Below are 17264 nucleotides of genomic sequence, written 5' to 3'. Positions count from 1 at the left end.
GTTTTTTTACGCCTTAAGAAAGGCTGCCTGCGCGCTCACGGTAGGCCTCTGCCATTGCTCTGATTTGCGGGTTGCTCGCCGCTGAGAGCGCCTGGTGCGCCGTGCGCAAAAACTTCAAATTCCCCCCCGCCAACGCTTTGCGCAACCACTCCAGCGCCGCGTCGATTTGACCCCTGTCGGCCAACACCGCCGCATAGCTGAACTGCCCGCGAAAATCGCCGCCTTCGGCCGAGCGCCGATACCAGTCCACCGCCGCCTCCAGATCCTGCCCACAGAAGCGACCGTCTTCCAGATAACGCCCCAACAGATTCATCGACTTGGCATGGCCTTGTTCCGCTGCCTGGCGGTATAGGCTCAGCGCTCGTTGCTGGTCTTCGGCCACACCGCGCCCGGTCGCCAACAGGTTGGCGTAGTTGTATTGCGCCCAATCCAAACCGGCTTCGGCGGCCAAACGGTACTCTCGCGCCGCTGCCGTTTCATCCGCCGCACCACCCCAGCCATGCTCCAAACAACGCCCGGCCATATTGCGCGCCATCAAGTGCCCACCCTGGGCCGCGATCTGGAACCAGCGCAACGCCAGCGCTTCATCCCGCGTAATGCCACGGCCATCCAAGAGGATCTGCCCGAGCAGCGCCTGGGCATCGACCACACCCTCCTTTGCGGCCACCAGGATCGCCTGGGCGGCGCGCACGGGGGAATCATCGAGCATGCTTTGCAGTTGCTCGACGTTGAGCACTTCTTCACGGCGCAACAAGAAGCCCATGTCAGACCTCGACCCAGCGGCGCAACAGGTTGTGGTAGGTGCCGGTGAGCTGGATCAGTGCCGGGTGGTCTGGCACATCGGCGCTCAGTTGCTGGATCGCACCGTCCATTTCGAACAGCAGGGTACGCTGGCTGTCTTCGCGCACCAGGCTTTGGGTCCAGAAGAACGAGGCGTAGCGCGCGCCGCGGGTCACGGCGTTGACTTTGTGCAGGCTGGAACCGGGGTACAGCACCATGTCGCCGGCCGGCAACTTCACACGCTGCAGGCCAAAGGTGTCCTGGATCTCCAGCTCGCCGCCGTCGTATTCATCGGGGTCGCTGAAAAACAAGGTGGATGACAAATCGGTGCGCACGCGCTCGTGGCTGCCTTTGGGCTGGCGTACGGCGTTGTCGATGTGAAAGTCGAAACTCCCGCCGGCGGTGTAGCAATTGAGCAAAGGCGGGAAGACCTTGTGCGGTAACGCCGCCGACATAAACAACGGGTTCTGCCACAAACGTTCCAGCATCGCCGCGCCAATTTCCTTGGCGAGCGGGTGACCTTCAGGCAATTGCAGGTTGTGCTTGGCCTTGGCGGACTGGTGCCCGGCGGTGATTTTACCGTCGGCCCAATCGGCAGTTTCCAGGGCTTGGCGGATGCGCTGCACTTCCTCACGAGAGAACAGGCCGGGGATGTGCAGCAGCATGGGCAATACCTGAATTCAGAGAGGCGCCAATGGTATTGATTCTTATCCGCCCTGTAAAACGTCGCGACGGATGAGTTCGTAAAAACCGTAAGCAAAAAGTGTAAAGAATGTAAATTCAGTGCAATTAGCAATATATCGCAATTGATAGAAATACTTGTTAACACTATATTCCGCGGCCTCACATCCTTGGGGAAAGGACACGTCATGTCGCGCATCACTACAAAAATACCTGCCAGTTCACCACGCATGCTGGCTTCGGCCATCGGCGTTGCACTCAGCGCTAGCTCTGTCGCCCATCTGGCGCAAGCGGCCGAAGACACTGAACAAAAAGGCCAGCGCAACAGCATCTCCCTGGGCGCCACCAGCATTACCGGCGAAGAACAGGACAACACCTCCTACCAGGTCGAAAAAGCCTCGTCGCAGAAATACACCGCGCCGCTGGTGGATACACCGCGTTCCGTCACCGTGGTGCCGCAACAAGTGCTCAAGGACACCGCCGCCACCTCGCTGCAGGACGCCTTGCGTACTGTACCGGGCATCACGTTCGGCGCCGGTGAAGGCGGCAATCCCCAGGGCGACCGCCCGTTCATCCGTGGTTTTGACGCCCAGGGCGACACCTACCTGGACGGCGTGCGCGACACGGGCGGCCAGAGCCGTGAGATCTTCGACATCGAATCGATCGAAGTCAGCAAGGGCCCGAACTCGTCGTTCGGCGGCCGTGGATCGGCTGGCGGCAGCCTCAACCTGGTGAGCAAGACCCCACAAGCGCGGGACTTCACCAACGGCGGCTTCACCTACGGTTCCGACCAGACCCGCCGCTATGTGCTCGACGTGAACCGTCAGTTCCTCGACGACAGCGCCGCGTTCCGCCTGAACCTGATGAGCCACGAACAGAACGTGGCCGGTCGCGACGCGATCAATTACGACCGCTGGGGTGTCGCCCCGTCGCTGACGTTTGGCCTGGGCACCCCGACCCGCGTCAACCTCAGCTACTACCACATGGAAAGCAACGACCTGCCGGACTCGGGCATTCCCTACGGCTACAGCTCGTCGACCGCCACCGCCCACGTGCATGACAAACCCACTGACGGCGGCGACAGCAACAACTTCTACGGTCTCAAGAGCCGTGACTTCCGCAAGACGCGCGCCGACATCAGCACGATCTCCGTCGAGCACGACCTGAACGACAACATGACCCTGAAAAACACCCTGCGCCACGGCAGCACCGGCCAGGATTACGTGCTGACCCAGCCGGATGACAGCCAGCGCAACGTCAATCGCTTCGGCACGGTGTGGCGTCGAGCCAACACCCGCGTGTCCACCACCACGACCACCACCAACCAGACCGACCTGTTCGGCAGCTTCCAGGCCCTGGGCTTCAAGCACAGCTACTCCACCGGCCTGGAATTCACCGGCGAAGAAACCCGTGTCAGCGGCTACACCGTCACCCCGAACAGCAACCCGACCTGCACCGTGGCCGCCGGCAGCCAGGGCGGCCAGTGCACTTCGCTGGGCAACCCGAACCCGGATGACGCCTGGAACGGCTCCATCGCCCGCAACTACATGGGCACCAACACCAAGGCCACCAGCCGCGCCGCGTATGTGTTCGACACCATCGAACTCGACCCGAAATGGCTGCTGAACGTCGGCCTGCGCTACGACACCTTCGACACCGAAGCCAATACCAACGCCGTGCCGACGTCCACCGTGCAGGCGCGCAGCAAGGTCAAGGACGACAGTCAGTTCTTCAACTGGCAGGGCCGGCCTGGTCTGGAAGCCACTGGACAACGGCAGTATCTACACCTCCTACGCTACCTCGGCCTCGCCGGCCGGCGGCCTGGTGGGTGAAGGCGTGGACAACAACGCGATTCCGACCGGTATCAACACCAGCGACCTCAAGCCAGAAGAAACCGTCAACTACGAGCTGGGCACCAAGTGGGACCTGTTCCACAACCGCTTGTCGCTGTCGGCTGCGGTGTTCCGTACCGAGAAAAAAAACACGCGCATCCTGGTGGACTCCAACACCTACCAAACCGCAGGCGAATCCCGCGTAGACGGCCTGGAGTTGTCCGCCAGCGGCAAGATCACGGACCAATGGCAAGTGTTCGCCGGCTACAGCTACCTCAAAGCCGAGCTGGTTGACCCGGGCAAGAACGGCAACCGCCAGGGTGTCGTCACTGCCGGCTCCAACAAAGGCAATCAGATGCCCAACACCCCGGAGAACTCGTTCAGCCTGTGGACCACCTATGACGTGACCCCGAAGCTGACCATCGGTGGCGGCGCGTTCTACGTCGACCAGGTTTATGGCGATGCGGCCAACACCGTGTACGTGCCGTCCTACACCCGCTACGACGCCATGGCCAGCTACAAGCTGACCAAGAACGTCGACCTGCAATTGAACGTGCAGAACCTGACCGACAAGACCTATTACGACAAGGCCTACGCCTCGCACTTCGCCAACCAGGCGGCCGGTCGTACGGCCCTGTTGTCCACCAGCTTCCACTTCTAAACAGCCGCACCACGCAGCAAAAAGCCCCACGCATCGGATGCGTGGGGCTTTTGCGTGTAAAACAGAATGTTTCTCGACAAGCCACGGCATAATGCGCGCCGTGCCCTACATATCCGGATAGACGAGGCGGTCAGACGTGTTGAAGAAAACCCTGTTCCAGTTGCACTGGTTCTTCGGCATTACCGCCGGGCTGGTGCTGGCCTTGATGGGGATCACCGGGGCTGCGGTCTCGTTTCAGGATGAAATCCTACGGGCGCTCAACCCGAGCGTACTGACCGTGGAAAAACGCGAAGCCGGTGTATTGCCGCCCGCCGAGCTGGTGCGCAAGCTGGAAGCCACCGAAGGCCAGACCGTGGCCATGCTGTTCGTGGAGAGCGAAAGCGGCAACGCCGCCCGCGTGTTCTTCACCCCGCCGACCGGCGAACGCCGTGGCCAGTTGCGCTATTTCGATCCCTACACCGGCGACTACATGGGCGACGTGGTCGGCCAGGAGGTTTTCGGCTTCCTGCTGCAATTCCACCGTTTCCTGGTGATGGGCGATACCGGTCGCAACATCACCGGCGCGTGCACGCTGATCCTGGTGTTCTTCTGCCTGTCCGGGTTGTACCTGCGCTGGCCGCGCCAAGTGGCAAGCTGGCGTGCCTGGCTGACCTTGGATTGGCGTAAAAAAGGCCGTGCCTTCAACTGGGACCTGCACTCGGTGTTCGGCACCTGGTGCCTGTTGGCGTATCTGCTGTCGGCACTGACCGGGCTGTATTGGTCCTACGACTGGTACAGCCAGGGCCTGACCCAGCTGCTGTCCGACGCCCCACAGAATGAACGGGTGCGCAAACGCGGCCCAGCCCCTGAAGGTCCGGCGCCCGTGGCCAATTACGATGCGATCTGGAGCAGCATCTACAGCAACGCCGGCCCCGGCTTGAGTGCCTACAACATCCGCATGCCAGCCGTCGCCGGACAACCGGCCACCGTGTACTACCTGCTGGACAATTCGCCCCATGACCGCGCGCTGAACCAGATCAACCTGGACCCGGCGACCGGCGAGGTGAAATCCCACGACCGCTACGCCAGCAAGACCCTCGGCTCGCAACTGCTGACCAGCGTCTACGCGCTGCACACCGGCAGCTACTTCGGCCTGGTGGGGCGCATCATTCTCACAGTCAGTTCGGTGCTGATGCCGCTGTTCTTCATCACCGGTTGGCTGTTGTACCTGGACCGTCGTCGCAAGAAGCGCCAGGTGCGTGACGCGCGTAAAGGCCTCACGGCCAACACCAGCGATGCCCCGGCCTGGCTGATCGGCTTTGCCAGCCAGAGCGGTTTTGCCGAGCAATTGGCCTGGCAAACGGCTGGCCAATTACAGGCGGCCGGCTTGCCGGTGAAGGTGCAATCCCTGGGCAGCGTCAGCCAGGATGACCTGCGCCAGTCGGAAAATGCGCTGTTCGTGGTCAGCACCTTCGGCGACGGCGAAGCCCCTGACAGTGCTCGCGGATTCGATCGCAGCGTGCTCGGCCAAGACCTGCCCCTAAAGGGCTTGAACTACTCGGTCCTGGCTCTGGGCGACCGTCAATACGAACACTTCTGCGGCTTCGCGCGGCGCCTGCATTTCTGGCTGACCCATCAGGGCGGCAACGCTTTATTTGCTCCGGTAGAAGTCGACAGCGGTGACACCGCCGCCCTGCTGCACTGGCAACAACAACTCGGCCAGCTCACCGGCCACGTCCCGGCGGCCGCTTGGCCGACCGCGCAGTACGAAAACTGGACACTGAGCCAACGCACGCTGCTCAACCGCGACAGCGCAGGCGCCGATGTCTACTTGCTGGGCCTCACCTCCTCGTCACCACAACGCTGGCAAGCCGGCGACCTGGTGGAAGTGCTGCCGCGCAACTGCCCTTGGGCCATCGAACACTTCCTCGAAGGCCTGGGCCTGGCCGGCAGTGACGGCGTGTTGATCGACGGCATGGCGCACACCCTCGACCAGGCCCTGGCCACTCGCCAACTGCCGACGCATCGCGCCCACCTGGTCGGCCTGCATGCCCAGGCGCTGGTGGACGCGCTGGTGCCGCTGGGCATGCGCGAATACTCCATCGCCTCGATTGCCAGCGATGGCGTACTCGAATTGATCGTGCGCCAGGAACGCCACCCCGACGGCAGCCTGGGCCTGGGATCAGGCTGGCTCACCGAACATGCCGCCCTCGGCTCCAGCATCAGCCTGCGCCTGCGCCGCAACAGTGGCTTCCACCTGCCGCAAGCACCCGTGCCGCTGATCCTGCTGGGCAACGGCACCGGCCTGGCCGGCCTGCGCAGTTTGCTCAAGGCGCGCATTGCCGACGGCCAGCAGCGTAACTGGCTGCTGTTCGGTGAGCGCAATATCAAGCATGACTTCCTCTGTCAGGACGAACTGCAAGGCTGGCTGGCCAGTGGCGATCTGGCGCTGCTGGACCTGGCGTTTTCCCGCGACCAGGAGGAAAAAATCTACGTGCAGGATCGCCTGCGGGAGTCAGCCGAAGTACTGCGTAAGTGGCTGAGCGACGGCGCGGCGATTTATGTGTGCGGGAGCCTGCAGGGGATGGCGACTGGGGTGGATCAGGCGTTGGTGGACATCCTTGGCAGTGAAGCCGTGGAGCGGTTGATCGAACAAGGTCGCTATCGCCGCGACGTCTACTGATTGGCAACTGTGGGAGCCCGCTCCCACAGGTTGATTGAGTTCCAAGTCAGGTGGGCTGGAGTTTTTGTTCAAAGACCGAAACGCCATCCAGATCCCGCAAAATCACGGTCAACTCCGCCGTCTGCCCATCAATGTTCACCTCGCCAAAAAACTGAAAACCGGCAAATGGCGAGGTGTTCTGCGCCGGCGGCGCCTTCTCGAACACCACCTCTGGCCCAAAGGTCTTGTCCAACGGATTAGGCCCGAAACTCCCCGCATTCAACGGCCCGGCGACAAACTCCCAGAACGGCTCGAAATCCTGGAACGCCGCGCGATCCGGGTGATAGTGGTGTGCCGCGCAGTAATGCACATCCGCCGTCAGCCACACATGGTTACGCACCTTCTGCGCCCTTAAAAAGCCCAGCAGCTCGGCAATTTCCAGCTCACGCCCTTGCGGTGCGCCTGGGTCGTTGTTGGCAATCGCTTCCCAGCGCGGCACGCCGGGGCTCACTTCGCCATCAGGCACACCCAGGCCAATTGGCATGTCAGCGGCGACGACTTTCCACTGCGCCTGCGAGCCCTTGAGTTCACGCTTGAGCCAATCCAACTGCTCGCGGCCGAGGAAGGGTTTTTCAGCGCCCAGGTTGTCATCGTTCGGCCCGCGATAGCTGCGCATGTCCAGCACGAACACATCCAGCAACGGCCCATAGCCGAGCTTGCGATAAATGCGCCCGCCGCCATCGGCGCTCTGCCGGCGCATCGGTGAATATTCCAGCCAGGCCTGGCGCGCACGGCCGACCAAGGTGTTGATGTCCTTGACCTGGTAACGCTCATCCAACTGCTTGCTTGGCGACCAGTTGTTCACCACTTCATGGTCGTCCCACTGCCAGATCTGCGGCACTTCGGCGTTGAAGCGACGGACGTTTTCGTCCATCAGGTTGTAGCGGTAGTTGCCGCGATATTCATCCAGGGTTTCAGCCACCTTGCTCTTGGCGTCGGTGGTGAGGTTGCGCCAGATGCGCCCGTCTTCGACCGTGAGCTGGGCCGGCACTGGGCCGTCTGCATAGATGGTGTCGCCGCTGTGGATAAAAAAGTCCGGCAGGCGCAGGCGCATCGCTTCATAGATGCGCATGCCGCCGATGTCCGGGTTGATGCCGAAGCCCTGGCCGACGGTGTCGCCACTCCACACAAAACGAATATCGCGGCGCTGCTGCGGCACGCTGCGCAAGTGGCCAAACCAGGGTTCGCTGGCAACGCCGGTCTGGGCGTCTTCGAAGTGCACGCGGTAGAAAATCGCTTGGTTGGCGGGCAGCCCAGTGAGTTCGACACGGGCGGTAAAGTCGGTGCGGTTGTCGGCCAGGGGCGAAACAAATCGACGCGGGTTGCTGAAGACGCTGCGGGTGTCCCACTCCACCACCATGCGGGCCGGGCGGTCGCTGCGGCTCCAGATCATGGCGCGATCACCGAGCAGGTCGCCGGACTGCACGCCGTCGGTGAGTTGCGGCCGGTCCTTCACAGAGGCGATCACCGCCGGGGCCAGGCCCGGCAACAACAGGCCGGCGCCGACGGCTTGCATCACGCGGCGGCGGCCGAGATCGAAGTGGCTCATGCAGGTGCCCTCTTGGTTATCAAAAGGGCCACTTAAGCATGGGGTTATGACACCGGTGCGACAGTCAGCTCGACCGCTTCCGGACGTTTGATCAGCGCATACACCAGGCCGGTCAGCAGGCTACCGGCGACAATCGCCAGCAGGTACAGCAGCGCGTGGTTCATCGCATTCGGAATGACCAGCACCGCGAGGCCGCCGTGGGGCGCCGCTAGCTTGCAACCAAAATACATCGACAGCGCACCCGCCAACGCGCCACCGGCGATACTGGCCGGGATCACGCGCAGCGGGTCTTTGGCTGCAAAGGGAATCGCGCCTTCGGAGATAAACACCATGCCGAGAATGATCGCCGCCTTGCCGGCCCTCGCGCTCCGTCTGGGCAAATTTGCGGCGTGCCAGGAAGGTGGCGATGCCCATGCCGATGGGCGGCACCATGCCCGCCGCCATCACTGCGGCTATCGGCGCACCACTGTGCTCGGCGAGCATGCCGACGGAAAACGCATAAGCTGCCTTGTTGATCGGCCCACCGAGGTCGACGCACATCATGCCGCCCAACAGCACACCCAGCAGCACGGCGTTGGTAGTGCCCATATTGTTGAGGAATCCCGTCAGACTCACCAGCATGCGCGCCACCGGCGGCCCGACCAGGTAGATCATCGCCAGGCCGGTGAACAGGCTCGCCAGCAAGGGAATGATCAGGATCGGTTTCAGCGCATCCAGGCTTTGCGGCAGCTTGACCGCGCGGGTGATCAGCTTGACGCAATAACCGGCCAGGAAACCGGCGAATATCCCGCCGATGAAGCCAGCGCCCAATGTCGTCGCCAGCAACCCGCCGATCATGCCGGGGGCCAGGGCGGGACGGTCGGCAATGGAGTACGCGATGTAGCCTGCCAGCAGCGGCACCATCAACATGAAAGCCTGGTTACCCACCGTTTTCAACGCGGCAGCCAGGGTGCCTTGCTCTTCAAACGCCGTGATGCCGAACATATAGGACAAGGCAATCAACAACCCACCCGCCACCACCATTGGCAACATGAACGACACACCGGTCAACAGGTGTTTATACACGCCAGTCTTTTCTTGCTTGGCCACCACACCGCTTGCCGCGTTTTCCACCGCACCTTCGGCCAGGGCCTTGTTGAGGGTGGCCTCGGATTGCTTGAGGGCAATGCCGGTGCCGCAACGGTAGATCTTCTTGCCGGCGAAGCGCTCGGTGGCGACTTCGATATCCGCCGCCAACAACACTACATCGGCGTCGGCGATGGCCTGCGGGCTCAAGGGCGTGCGCGCGCCGACCGAGCCCTGGGTCTCGACCTGCAAGTCGTAGCCCAGCCGCTTGGCGGTCTGTTGCAAGGCTTCGGCAGCCATGAAGGTGTGGGCCACGCCCGTCGGGCAAGCGGTGATGGCAACGATGCGCGGTGCATTCTTGGCCGCCTGCTGCGTAGCCACATACACCTGCGCCTCTTCAGCACCACGACGCAATACCGCGTCGACATCCGCCAGCGCCTGGGCCGGCGTGCTCTGGAACACACGTTTGCCGACAAACCGTTGCATATCCACCGACGTACTGGTGACCAACAACACCCATTCAGCATCGTCGATCGTGGCCTGGGACAACTGGCGTTCCGGGCGCTGCACATCCACCACTTCAACGCTGGTGCTCCAGCCCTGGCGTTGCGCGGCAGCGTCCAACAAGCGGGCGCACAGCACACTGGTGACCATGCCGTTCGGGCAGGCGGTAACAATGGCTAACTTCATCACAAACCCTCTTATTGTTCTGTGAACGCACGCACGTGGACGCCGCTTTCGAGTTGTTCCAGCTGCGCGTGGTCGCTGATGCCGAAACCGATCTGCGTCACCGCCATCGCGGCAATTGCCGTGGCGCGGCGCAGGGTTTGCTCCGGCGTATCGCCACTGAGCAGACCGTGGAGCATCCCAGCCAACAGCGAGTCGCCGGCGCCGACGGTGCTGGCGACCGCGACCTTGGGCGGCGTGGCGTGCAGCGACGCGCCTGGGCTGTACCAGCTCACACCCGCAGCGCCGTCGGAAACCACCACGTGTTCCACACCTTGTTGATGCAATTGGCTGATGGCATCCGGGGCATTCCCCAGGACGTCGGCCAGTTCTTCGGTATTGGGTTTGACCAGCCACGGACCGGCCTTAAGACCGGCGCGCAGCGCCTCACCGCTGGTGTCCAAGGCGACTTTCAAACCCAGGCCCTTGATCTTCTCCAGCATGCTTTGGAACCACTCAGGGCTGATACCACGCGGCAAGCTGCCGGCCACTACCACCGCATCAAATTCAGGGCCGACGATGGCGATGAGTTTGAGCAGCTCTGCTTGCGCCGCTTCACTCACCAGCGGCCCAGGCGCATTGATATCGGTGACCCGGCCATCCTGCTCGGCAATCTTGATGTTGCTGCGTGTCTCGCCCGGCACACGTATAAACGCATTGCCAAATCGACGGCGGGCGATCAGCGCGTCGAACGCCTGGGGGTTTTCTTCACCGAGAAACCCGCCCACGCTCACCTGATGGCCCAGGTCGGCCAGCACCTGCGCCACATTCACACCCTTGCCGGCGGCATGGGTCAGCAGGGTTTCGCTGCGGTTCACTTCACCCGGTTCCAGGCGCGCCAGGCGTACCGTCAGGTCCAACGCCGGGTTCAGCGTCAGGGTCAGAATCCTTGCCATCTATACGGCCTCCACGAGGGCTCGCACTTCGGCGGGCGAGCCCACCGCCAGTGCTTGTTGCGCCAGGCCCTGGGCCTCGCTCAGACTGAATTCGCGCACGCGCGCCTTCACTTCAGGGATGCTGCGGGCCGACACGCTCAGCTCATCCACCCCCAGGCCGATCAGCACCGGCACCGCCAACGGATCAGCCGCCAACTCGCCGCACACGCCAACCCACTTGCCATGGGCATGGGCGGCGCGCACGGTGATGTCGATCAGTTGCAACACCGCCGGGTGCAGGCCATCGGCCTGGGCGGACAGGGTCGGGTGGCCACGGTCGATGGCCAGGGTGTACTGGGTCAGGTCGTTAGTGCCGACGCTGAAAAAGTCCACTTCCTTGGCCAGGACCGGCGCCAGCAATGCGGCCGACGGCACTTCGATCATGATGCCCAGTTGCAGGTCTGCCACCGGGATTTCCAGGCGCAGGCGCTCGGTCATGTCGCGGGCCGCGCGCCATTCGTCAACACTGCCGACCATGGGGAACATGATGCGCAGCGGGCGGTTGTCCGCCGAGCGCAGCAGCGCCCGCAGTTGCGCTTCCATGATCTGTGGGCGCTGCAAGGTCAGACGAATGCCGCGCACGCCGAGGAAGGGGTTTTCCTCTTGGGCGATCGGCCAGTAAGGCAGCGGTTTGTCGCCGCCCACATCGAGGGTGCGCACCACCAGCGGACGACCGGCGAGGCCATCGAGGACACGGCGGTATTCGGCTTCCTGGGTGGCCTCGTCCGGCGCTTGCGGGTGGGCCATGAAAATCAGTTCGGTGCGCAGCAAGCCAATGCCTTCGGCGCCCTGCTCCACCGCGCTGGCAACCCCGGCACTTTCGCCGATGTTGGCGAACACTTCCACCGCATGCCCGTCGCGGGTCAGGGCCGGTTCATGGCGCTGCGCCGAGGCGGCTTGCAAGCGTTGCTCGCGGGTGTCGCGCTCGACCGTTGCGCGCTGCAGGGTCGCGGCGTCGGCGTCTACATGCAGGCGGCCGCGCTGGCCATCCAGCAACAATGGCGTGCCGGAAACCAGCAGCAACACTGCCGGACCGGCACCGACCAGCGCGGGAATCCCGAGGGCGCGGGCGACAATGGCGCTGTGGGCCGTCGCGCCGCCACGGGCGGTGAGGATGCCGGCGACGCGCGCCGGGTCCAGACGCGCCACATCGGACGGACCGACTTCGTCCATCACCAGAATGTAAGGTTCGCTCGGCTCCTGGGCGGTTTCGACGCCACAAAGCTGCGCCAGCACACGACGGCCGACGTCACGCAGGTCGGCGGCGCGCTCGGCGAGCAAGGCGTCCTGCAACGACTCCTGCTGCCTGGCCGCCGCCTCGATCACACTCATCCACGCCGCTTCAGCGCTTTCGCCTTGCTTGAGGCGGGTGTCGACTTCGTCGGTGAGTTCCGGGTCGTCGAGCATTTCCTGGTGGGTGATGAAAATCTCGCGGATCGCCTTGGATTGGCTGCGTTCGATCAGGCCCTGGATATCCCGGCGCACATCGGCCAAGGCGCCGTGCAGGCGCTGGCGCTCGATGGCGGAAGATTCGCCGCGCAAGGGGTAATCGAAGACCTGCTGCACCTGGATATGCGCCGGGCCGATGGCAATGCCCGGCGCGGCGGCGATGGCCTGGATCTGGCTGCCGGCCAAGGGTGCGCTGAGCACCGGCTCGATATCGACGACTTCAGGCGGGGCGCTTTGGGTCGGCAGCGGCTCGACCTCTTCACCCAAGCCCTCTTCCACCGCCGCCAACAACGCGGGCAGCGCGTCGCCGGCAATGGTCGGCTCGGCGACAAACTCCAGCACCTGGCCGCGACGCGCGCCGAGGCTCAGCAGTTTGCTCAGGCTTTTTACCGACACGGCACCCACGGGGCCATCGACGATGCGCACACGCAGGTCGCCTTCAAAACTTTTCGCCAACTGCGCCAGGATCTTCGCTGGGCGCGCATGCAGGCCATGAGCGTTGGCCAGGGTGATGCGCGCAGTGGGCCAGTCGGGCGGCAACTCACCGCCCAGCACCTCAAGCACGGCGCGGCTGCTGGTGGCGCGGCCGAGTTCCTGGCCGCGCCCTTCGATGAGCAAGGCGCACAAGCGTTCGAGCAGCGTCTGGTGAGCTTCGCCCAGGCTGGCCAGGCAGAACAGGCCGTTGAGCGGCTGGCCGAGGTAGCGCATGGGTTTGTCCGGGGTGACAAACGCCAACCCTGGGCGCTTGACGGTCTGCTCGCTGTGCAACCACCACAGGCCATCACCCAGGGGCAGCGCATCCACCTGCTGCAACACCGCGGCGAAACCATTGCTCACACAATCGGCCTGACGCAACAGCCGCGCACCGCGCCAAACCAACTCTTCGAAGTCGTCGGCGGACACGCCCAGGCTGATCATCTGCGCATCCAGCGCCAGTTCCTGCGGCGCACCTTGCAGCAGTTTCAACAGCGCTTCGGCGCTGCCGGCACGGCGCAGGGCCTGGCCCAGGTCGGTTTCGCCGAGGGCGCGGGTGAGCAGTTGCAACAGGCGCAGGTGTTCGTCGGATTTGGCGGCAATGCCGATGGCCAGGTAAACAATCTGGCCGTCGCCCCAGTCCACCCCTTCGGGGAACTGCAGCAGGCGCACACCGGTGGAGAACACCTGGTCGCGGGTTTCGGGGGTGCCGTGGGGGATGGCGATACCTTGGCCGAGGAAGGTCGAGCCTTGGGCTTCACGGGCTTGCAAACCGCTGAGGTAACCCTCGGCGACCAGGCCGTCGGCCACCAGTTTTTCAGCGAGCAGGTGCAAGGCAGCAGATTTGTCCACGGCCACCTGGCCCATGGAAATCTGCTCTACAGTGAGCTCAAGCATGCCGTTCTCCTAGTTAGTGCAGTGGCGCACTAGGTATTGTTTTAAACAAACAGTGTAAAGGGTGTTCAGGTTTTACTGACTGAGCAGTCAATTGGCAGTAGCCACTCAGTCGCGAACGTCGTAAAAATACGCTGGCTGAAACGTTTAATCTATAGTTTGTGGAAGACTACGCGTTAATTGCGCATCCTTGAAGAACCACTCGGCGCTTGAGCCAGGACATTGGTCGTGTACAGGAATCGGTTACGATTGGAGAAAATGTCGGGGCAAGCTCCAGAAAACAAGGAAATCCCGGTTTGAAACTCAGTGATATCGCCCGTCTCGCCGGTGTGTCCGTGACCACCGCCAGCTACGTCATCAATGGCAAGGCTGAACAGCAACGCATCAGCAGCGCCACCGTCGAGCGGGTGCGCGCCGTGGTCGAAGCCCATGGCTTTACCCCCAACCCCCAGGCCGCCGGGCTGCGCAGTCGGCACACGCGCACCTTGGGCTTTATCCTGCCCGACCTGGAAAACCCCAGTTATGCACGCATCGCCAAGCTCCTGGAGCAAGGGGCTCGGGCACGTGGCTATCAACTGCTGATCGCCAGCTCCGACGATGACGCCGACAGCGAACGCCAACTGCTGCAACTGTTCCGCGCCCGGCGCTGTGATGCGCTGTTTGTCGCCAGCTGCCTGCCGGCCAGCGATGACAGTTACCGCGAGCTGCAGGCCAAGGGGCTGCCAGTGATTGCCATCGACCGGGTGATGGGCGCGGATCAATTCTGCTCGGTGGTCAGCGACGACCGCCAGGCGTGCCAGCAATTGACCAGCAGTCTGTTGCAGCCATTGCCCAAGCAGATCGTGCTGATCGGTGCGCGGCCCGAGCTGAGCATCAGCCAGGAACGTGCCGCCGGTTTCCGCGAGGCCCTCGAAGGGTTCACCGGTGAAGTGATCGTCGAACACGGTGAAGCCTTCAGTCGCGATTGTGGCCGACAGTTGATGGAGCAACTTCTGCAGCAACTGGGGCATTTGCCTGACGCGCTGGTGACCACGTCCTACGTACTGCTGCAAGGCGTGTTCGACGCCTTGCATGACTTCCCGCTCAAATCACGACCGCTGCGCCTGGGCACCTTTGGTGATACCCAGTTGCTGGACTTCCTGCCGCTGCCGGTCAACGCCATGGCCCAGCAACATCAACTGATCGCCGAGACCGCACTGCGCCTGGCCCTGGCCGCGATTGAAGAAGAACAGTACCAGCCCGGCGTGCATGCCATCGGCCGGACGTTCAAGCAGCGCATTCGCGAGACCTGAGCGTGGAGTTGATCGACACCCACACCCATTTGGACTTTCCGGACTTCGACAGCGATCGCCGGGAAGTCCTCGCTCACAGCCGGGCACTGGGCGTACGACGCATGGTGGTATTGGGGGTGTATCAGCAAAATTGGCAGCGGTTGTGGGACCTGGTGCAAGCGGACGAAGGCTTGTTCGCTGCCTTTGGCCTGCACCCGGTGTACCTCGATGACCATCGCCCCGCCGACCTGACGGAACTGGGCGACTGGCTGACCCGCCTGCACGGCCACCGGCAACTGTGCGCCGTGGGCGAAATCGGCTTGGATTACTTTCTCGAACAGCTGGACCGCGAACGCCAACAAAGCCTGTTCGAAGCACAACTGAAACTGGCGGTGGACTTCCAACTGCCGGCGCTTCTGCACGTGCGTCGCAGCCACGCCGCCGTAATTGCAACCCTCAAGCGCATTCGCCTGCCCCGTGGCGGCATCATCCATGCGTTCGCCGGCAGCCGTGAAGAAGCCCACGAATACATCAAGCTCGGCTTCAAACTGGGCTTGGGCGGCGCGGCGACCTGGCCTCAAGCCCTGCGCATGCACAAGGTGCTGGCCCACCTGCCGCTGGACGCGGTGGTACTGGAAACCGACTCACCGGATATGGCGCCCGCGATGCACCCCGGCCAACGCAACAGCCCCGAACACCTGCCGGACATCTGCACCGCGCTCGCCGAGCGCATGAATACCAGCCCTCTATTGCTGGCCGAGGCGAGCACACGCAATGGGTGCGAGCTGTTCAATTGGTAGAGAAGGCGAGACCACTTGCAGCTCCAGCGTTATCCGCTGACGATAGCGGGCATATCGCAGCACCAGGAAATGCACCAGCAGCACGATCAGCGAAATGTTGAATTGGCCGATCACACTGATCAGCCCCACCCACTCCGTCACCAGTGCCACGATGAGTGCCGTGCAGGTCAATACCACCATGCTCGGGCGCACCAGTGCCCAATGGTCTAGCGACCTGAATTGGCGCAATTGCCGAGGGCAGTTCAACTGCAAGATCCACTGGCAGTACGGGCAATCGAACGGTTCTTCGATGGCAATGGCGTTCAGTTGCCAAGGCTTGAGATTAAAGGTGATGTCGCAATGGGCGCAGTGCCCCTTGATGCCGATTACAGCGTTCATCGCTGTGCCTCCCCAGGACTTGAAATCGAGTGAAACAATTTTCCCCCATTCAAAACCCCAGAAAAGAGACGCAGCGAAATCAGGACGAGCACCACGCCAGCAAACGACAAATCCTACATTCTGATCTTACACGCGGAACGCGCCGATCAATTGCTTCAACTCGATCACCTGCATCGACAGCTGTCGGCTCGCCGCTTCGGTCTGATGTGCGCCTTGGGCGGCATGTTCGCCAGCCCGATTGATCTCAACGATGTTCTGGTCGATATCGTGGGCGACGGCGGTTTGCTGCTCCACGGCGGCGGCAATTTGCTGGTTCTGATCGACGATCATCCCTACGGCAGCGAGGATGTTTTCCAGGGCTTGCTGGACCTTTTCCGACTGGCCCACGGTGCCACTGGCCATTTCATGGCTGCTGCCCATGGCCTTCACGGCCGCCGCCACGCCGCTGTGCAAGCGGCTGATCATCTGCTCGATTTCCTCGGTGGAGTGCTGGGTGCGTCGTGCCAGGGTACGCACCTCGTCCGCCACCACCGCAAACCCACGCCCTTGCTCGCCGGCCCGCGCGGCCTCGATGGCCGCATTGAGTGCCAGCAGGTTGGTTTGTTCGGCAATGCTCTTGATCACTTCCAACACGCTGCTGATGGACTGGCTGTCGGTGGCCAGTTGGTTGATCACCCGCACCGACTGATCGATCTCCGTGGCGAGTCGCGCAATGCTGCCCTGCTGCGACTGCACCAGGCCACGGCCGCTGACGGTTTCGTCGTTGACGCTGTGGGCACTGCTCACCGCCGCCGCCGCACTGCGCGCAACTTCCTGGGCGGTGGACGACATCTGGTTCATGGCCGTCGCCACCTGCTCGATCTGCGTGCGTTGCCCGGAAACGGCCTGATTGCTCTGGGCCGAGACCGTCTCCACCTGCCCGGCCTGTAACTCGACCTGGCTGACGGTGTGTCCGACGCGCTCGATCAAGTCATGGATCTTCGCCACGGTGCCGTTGAATACCTGGCCCAGGTCACCCAACTCATCGCGGCTATGGGCAACAAAGGTGACGGTCATGTCACCGGCCGC

General features: G+C 62.9%; 10 protein-coding genes and 2 pseudogenes. 4 read left to right on the top strand and 8 right to left on the bottom strand.

The features are described from left to right. Positions 1-13: 13 nt before the first annotated feature. Positions 14-763, bottom strand: a complete 750-nt coding sequence (locus AYR47_RS11375) for a tetratricopeptide repeat protein (RefSeq protein WP_061435300.1) — start codon at positions 761-763, stop codon at positions 14-16. Between the two features lies 1 nt (position 764). Further along, on the bottom strand, positions 765-1445 hold the full coding sequence (locus AYR47_RS11370; protein ID WP_016976258.1) for a Fe2+-dependent dioxygenase: 681 nt from the start codon (positions 1443-1445) through the stop codon (positions 765-767). Between the two features lie 204 nt (positions 1446-1649). On the opposite strand from AYR47_RS11370, the pseudogene AYR47_RS11365 reads away from it, so the two are divergent. Both AYR47_RS11365 and AYR47_RS11360 read left to right on the top strand, forming a co-directional pair. Beyond that, a pseudogene (locus tag AYR47_RS11365) lies at positions 1650-3954 on the top strand (TonB-dependent receptor). A gap of 136 nt (positions 3955-4090) precedes the next feature. Beyond that, a complete protein-coding gene (locus AYR47_RS11360; RefSeq protein WP_061435298.1) occupies positions 4091-6616 on the top strand; it encodes a PepSY domain-containing protein in 2526 nt (841 codons plus the stop codon). Positions 6617-6662: 46 nt separating this feature from the next. Here AYR47_RS11360 and AYR47_RS11355 read toward each other — a convergent pair whose 3' ends face one another. From AYR47_RS11355 to ptsP, 4 genes and pseudogenes are all read right to left on the bottom strand, one after another. Next, positions 6663-8204 carry an alkaline phosphatase D family protein gene (locus AYR47_RS11355; protein WP_033903359.1) on the bottom strand — a complete coding sequence of 514 codons (1542 nt, stop codon included), beginning with the start codon at positions 8202-8204 and terminating at the stop codon, positions 6663-6665. A 44-nt stretch (positions 8205-8248) separates the two neighbouring features. Further along, positions 8249-9959, bottom strand: a pseudogene (locus AYR47_RS11350) (PTS fructose-like transporter subunit IIB). A gap of 11 nt (positions 9960-9970) precedes the next feature. Beyond that, positions 9971-10891 (bottom strand): 1-phosphofructokinase, encoded by a 921-nt coding sequence (gene pfkB, locus AYR47_RS11345; RefSeq protein WP_061435297.1) that lies wholly within the window; start codon positions 10889-10891, stop codon positions 9971-9973. Then, positions 10892-13750: a phosphoenolpyruvate--protein phosphotransferase gene (gene ptsP / locus AYR47_RS11340; protein ID WP_033903356.1), complete on the bottom strand. Its 2859-nt coding sequence runs from the start codon at positions 13748-13750 to the stop codon at positions 10892-10894. A 293-nt stretch (positions 13751-14043) separates the two neighbouring features. Here ptsP and cra point away from each other — a divergent pair, with 293 nt between their 5' ends. Then, positions 14044-15039, top strand: a complete 996-nt coding sequence (cra, locus tag AYR47_RS11335; protein WP_033903355.1) for a catabolite repressor/activator — start codon at positions 14044-14046, stop codon at positions 15037-15039. A 2-nt stretch (positions 15040-15041) separates the two neighbouring features. Next, positions 15042-15818 (top strand): TatD family hydrolase, encoded by a 777-nt coding sequence (locus AYR47_RS11330; protein WP_061435295.1) that lies wholly within the window; start codon positions 15042-15044, stop codon positions 15816-15818. Here AYR47_RS11330 and AYR47_RS11325 read toward each other — a convergent pair. Both AYR47_RS11325 and AYR47_RS33380 read right to left on the bottom strand, forming a co-directional pair. Next, positions 15765-16196 (bottom strand): hypothetical protein, encoded by a 432-nt coding sequence (locus tag AYR47_RS11325; RefSeq protein ID WP_033903353.1) that lies wholly within the window; start codon positions 16194-16196, stop codon positions 15765-15767. The two genes, AYR47_RS11330 and AYR47_RS11325, sit on opposite strands and share 54 nt — an antisense overlap. 126 nt (positions 16197-16322) lie before the next feature. After that, entirely contained in the window at positions 16323-17027 is a 705-nt protein-coding gene (locus AYR47_RS33380) for a methyl-accepting chemotaxis protein (protein WP_420492062.1), read from the bottom strand. Between the last annotated feature and the right edge of the window lie 237 nt (positions 17028-17264).

It is taken from the genome of Pseudomonas azotoformans (assembly GCF_001579805.1).
GTDB classification, from domain to species: Bacteria; Pseudomonadota; Gammaproteobacteria; order Pseudomonadales; family Pseudomonadaceae; genus Aquipseudomonas; species Aquipseudomonas azotoformans_A.
The sequence above is the reverse complement of the archived record's forward strand: the minus strand, read 5'-3'. Positions and strand labels throughout refer to the sequence as shown.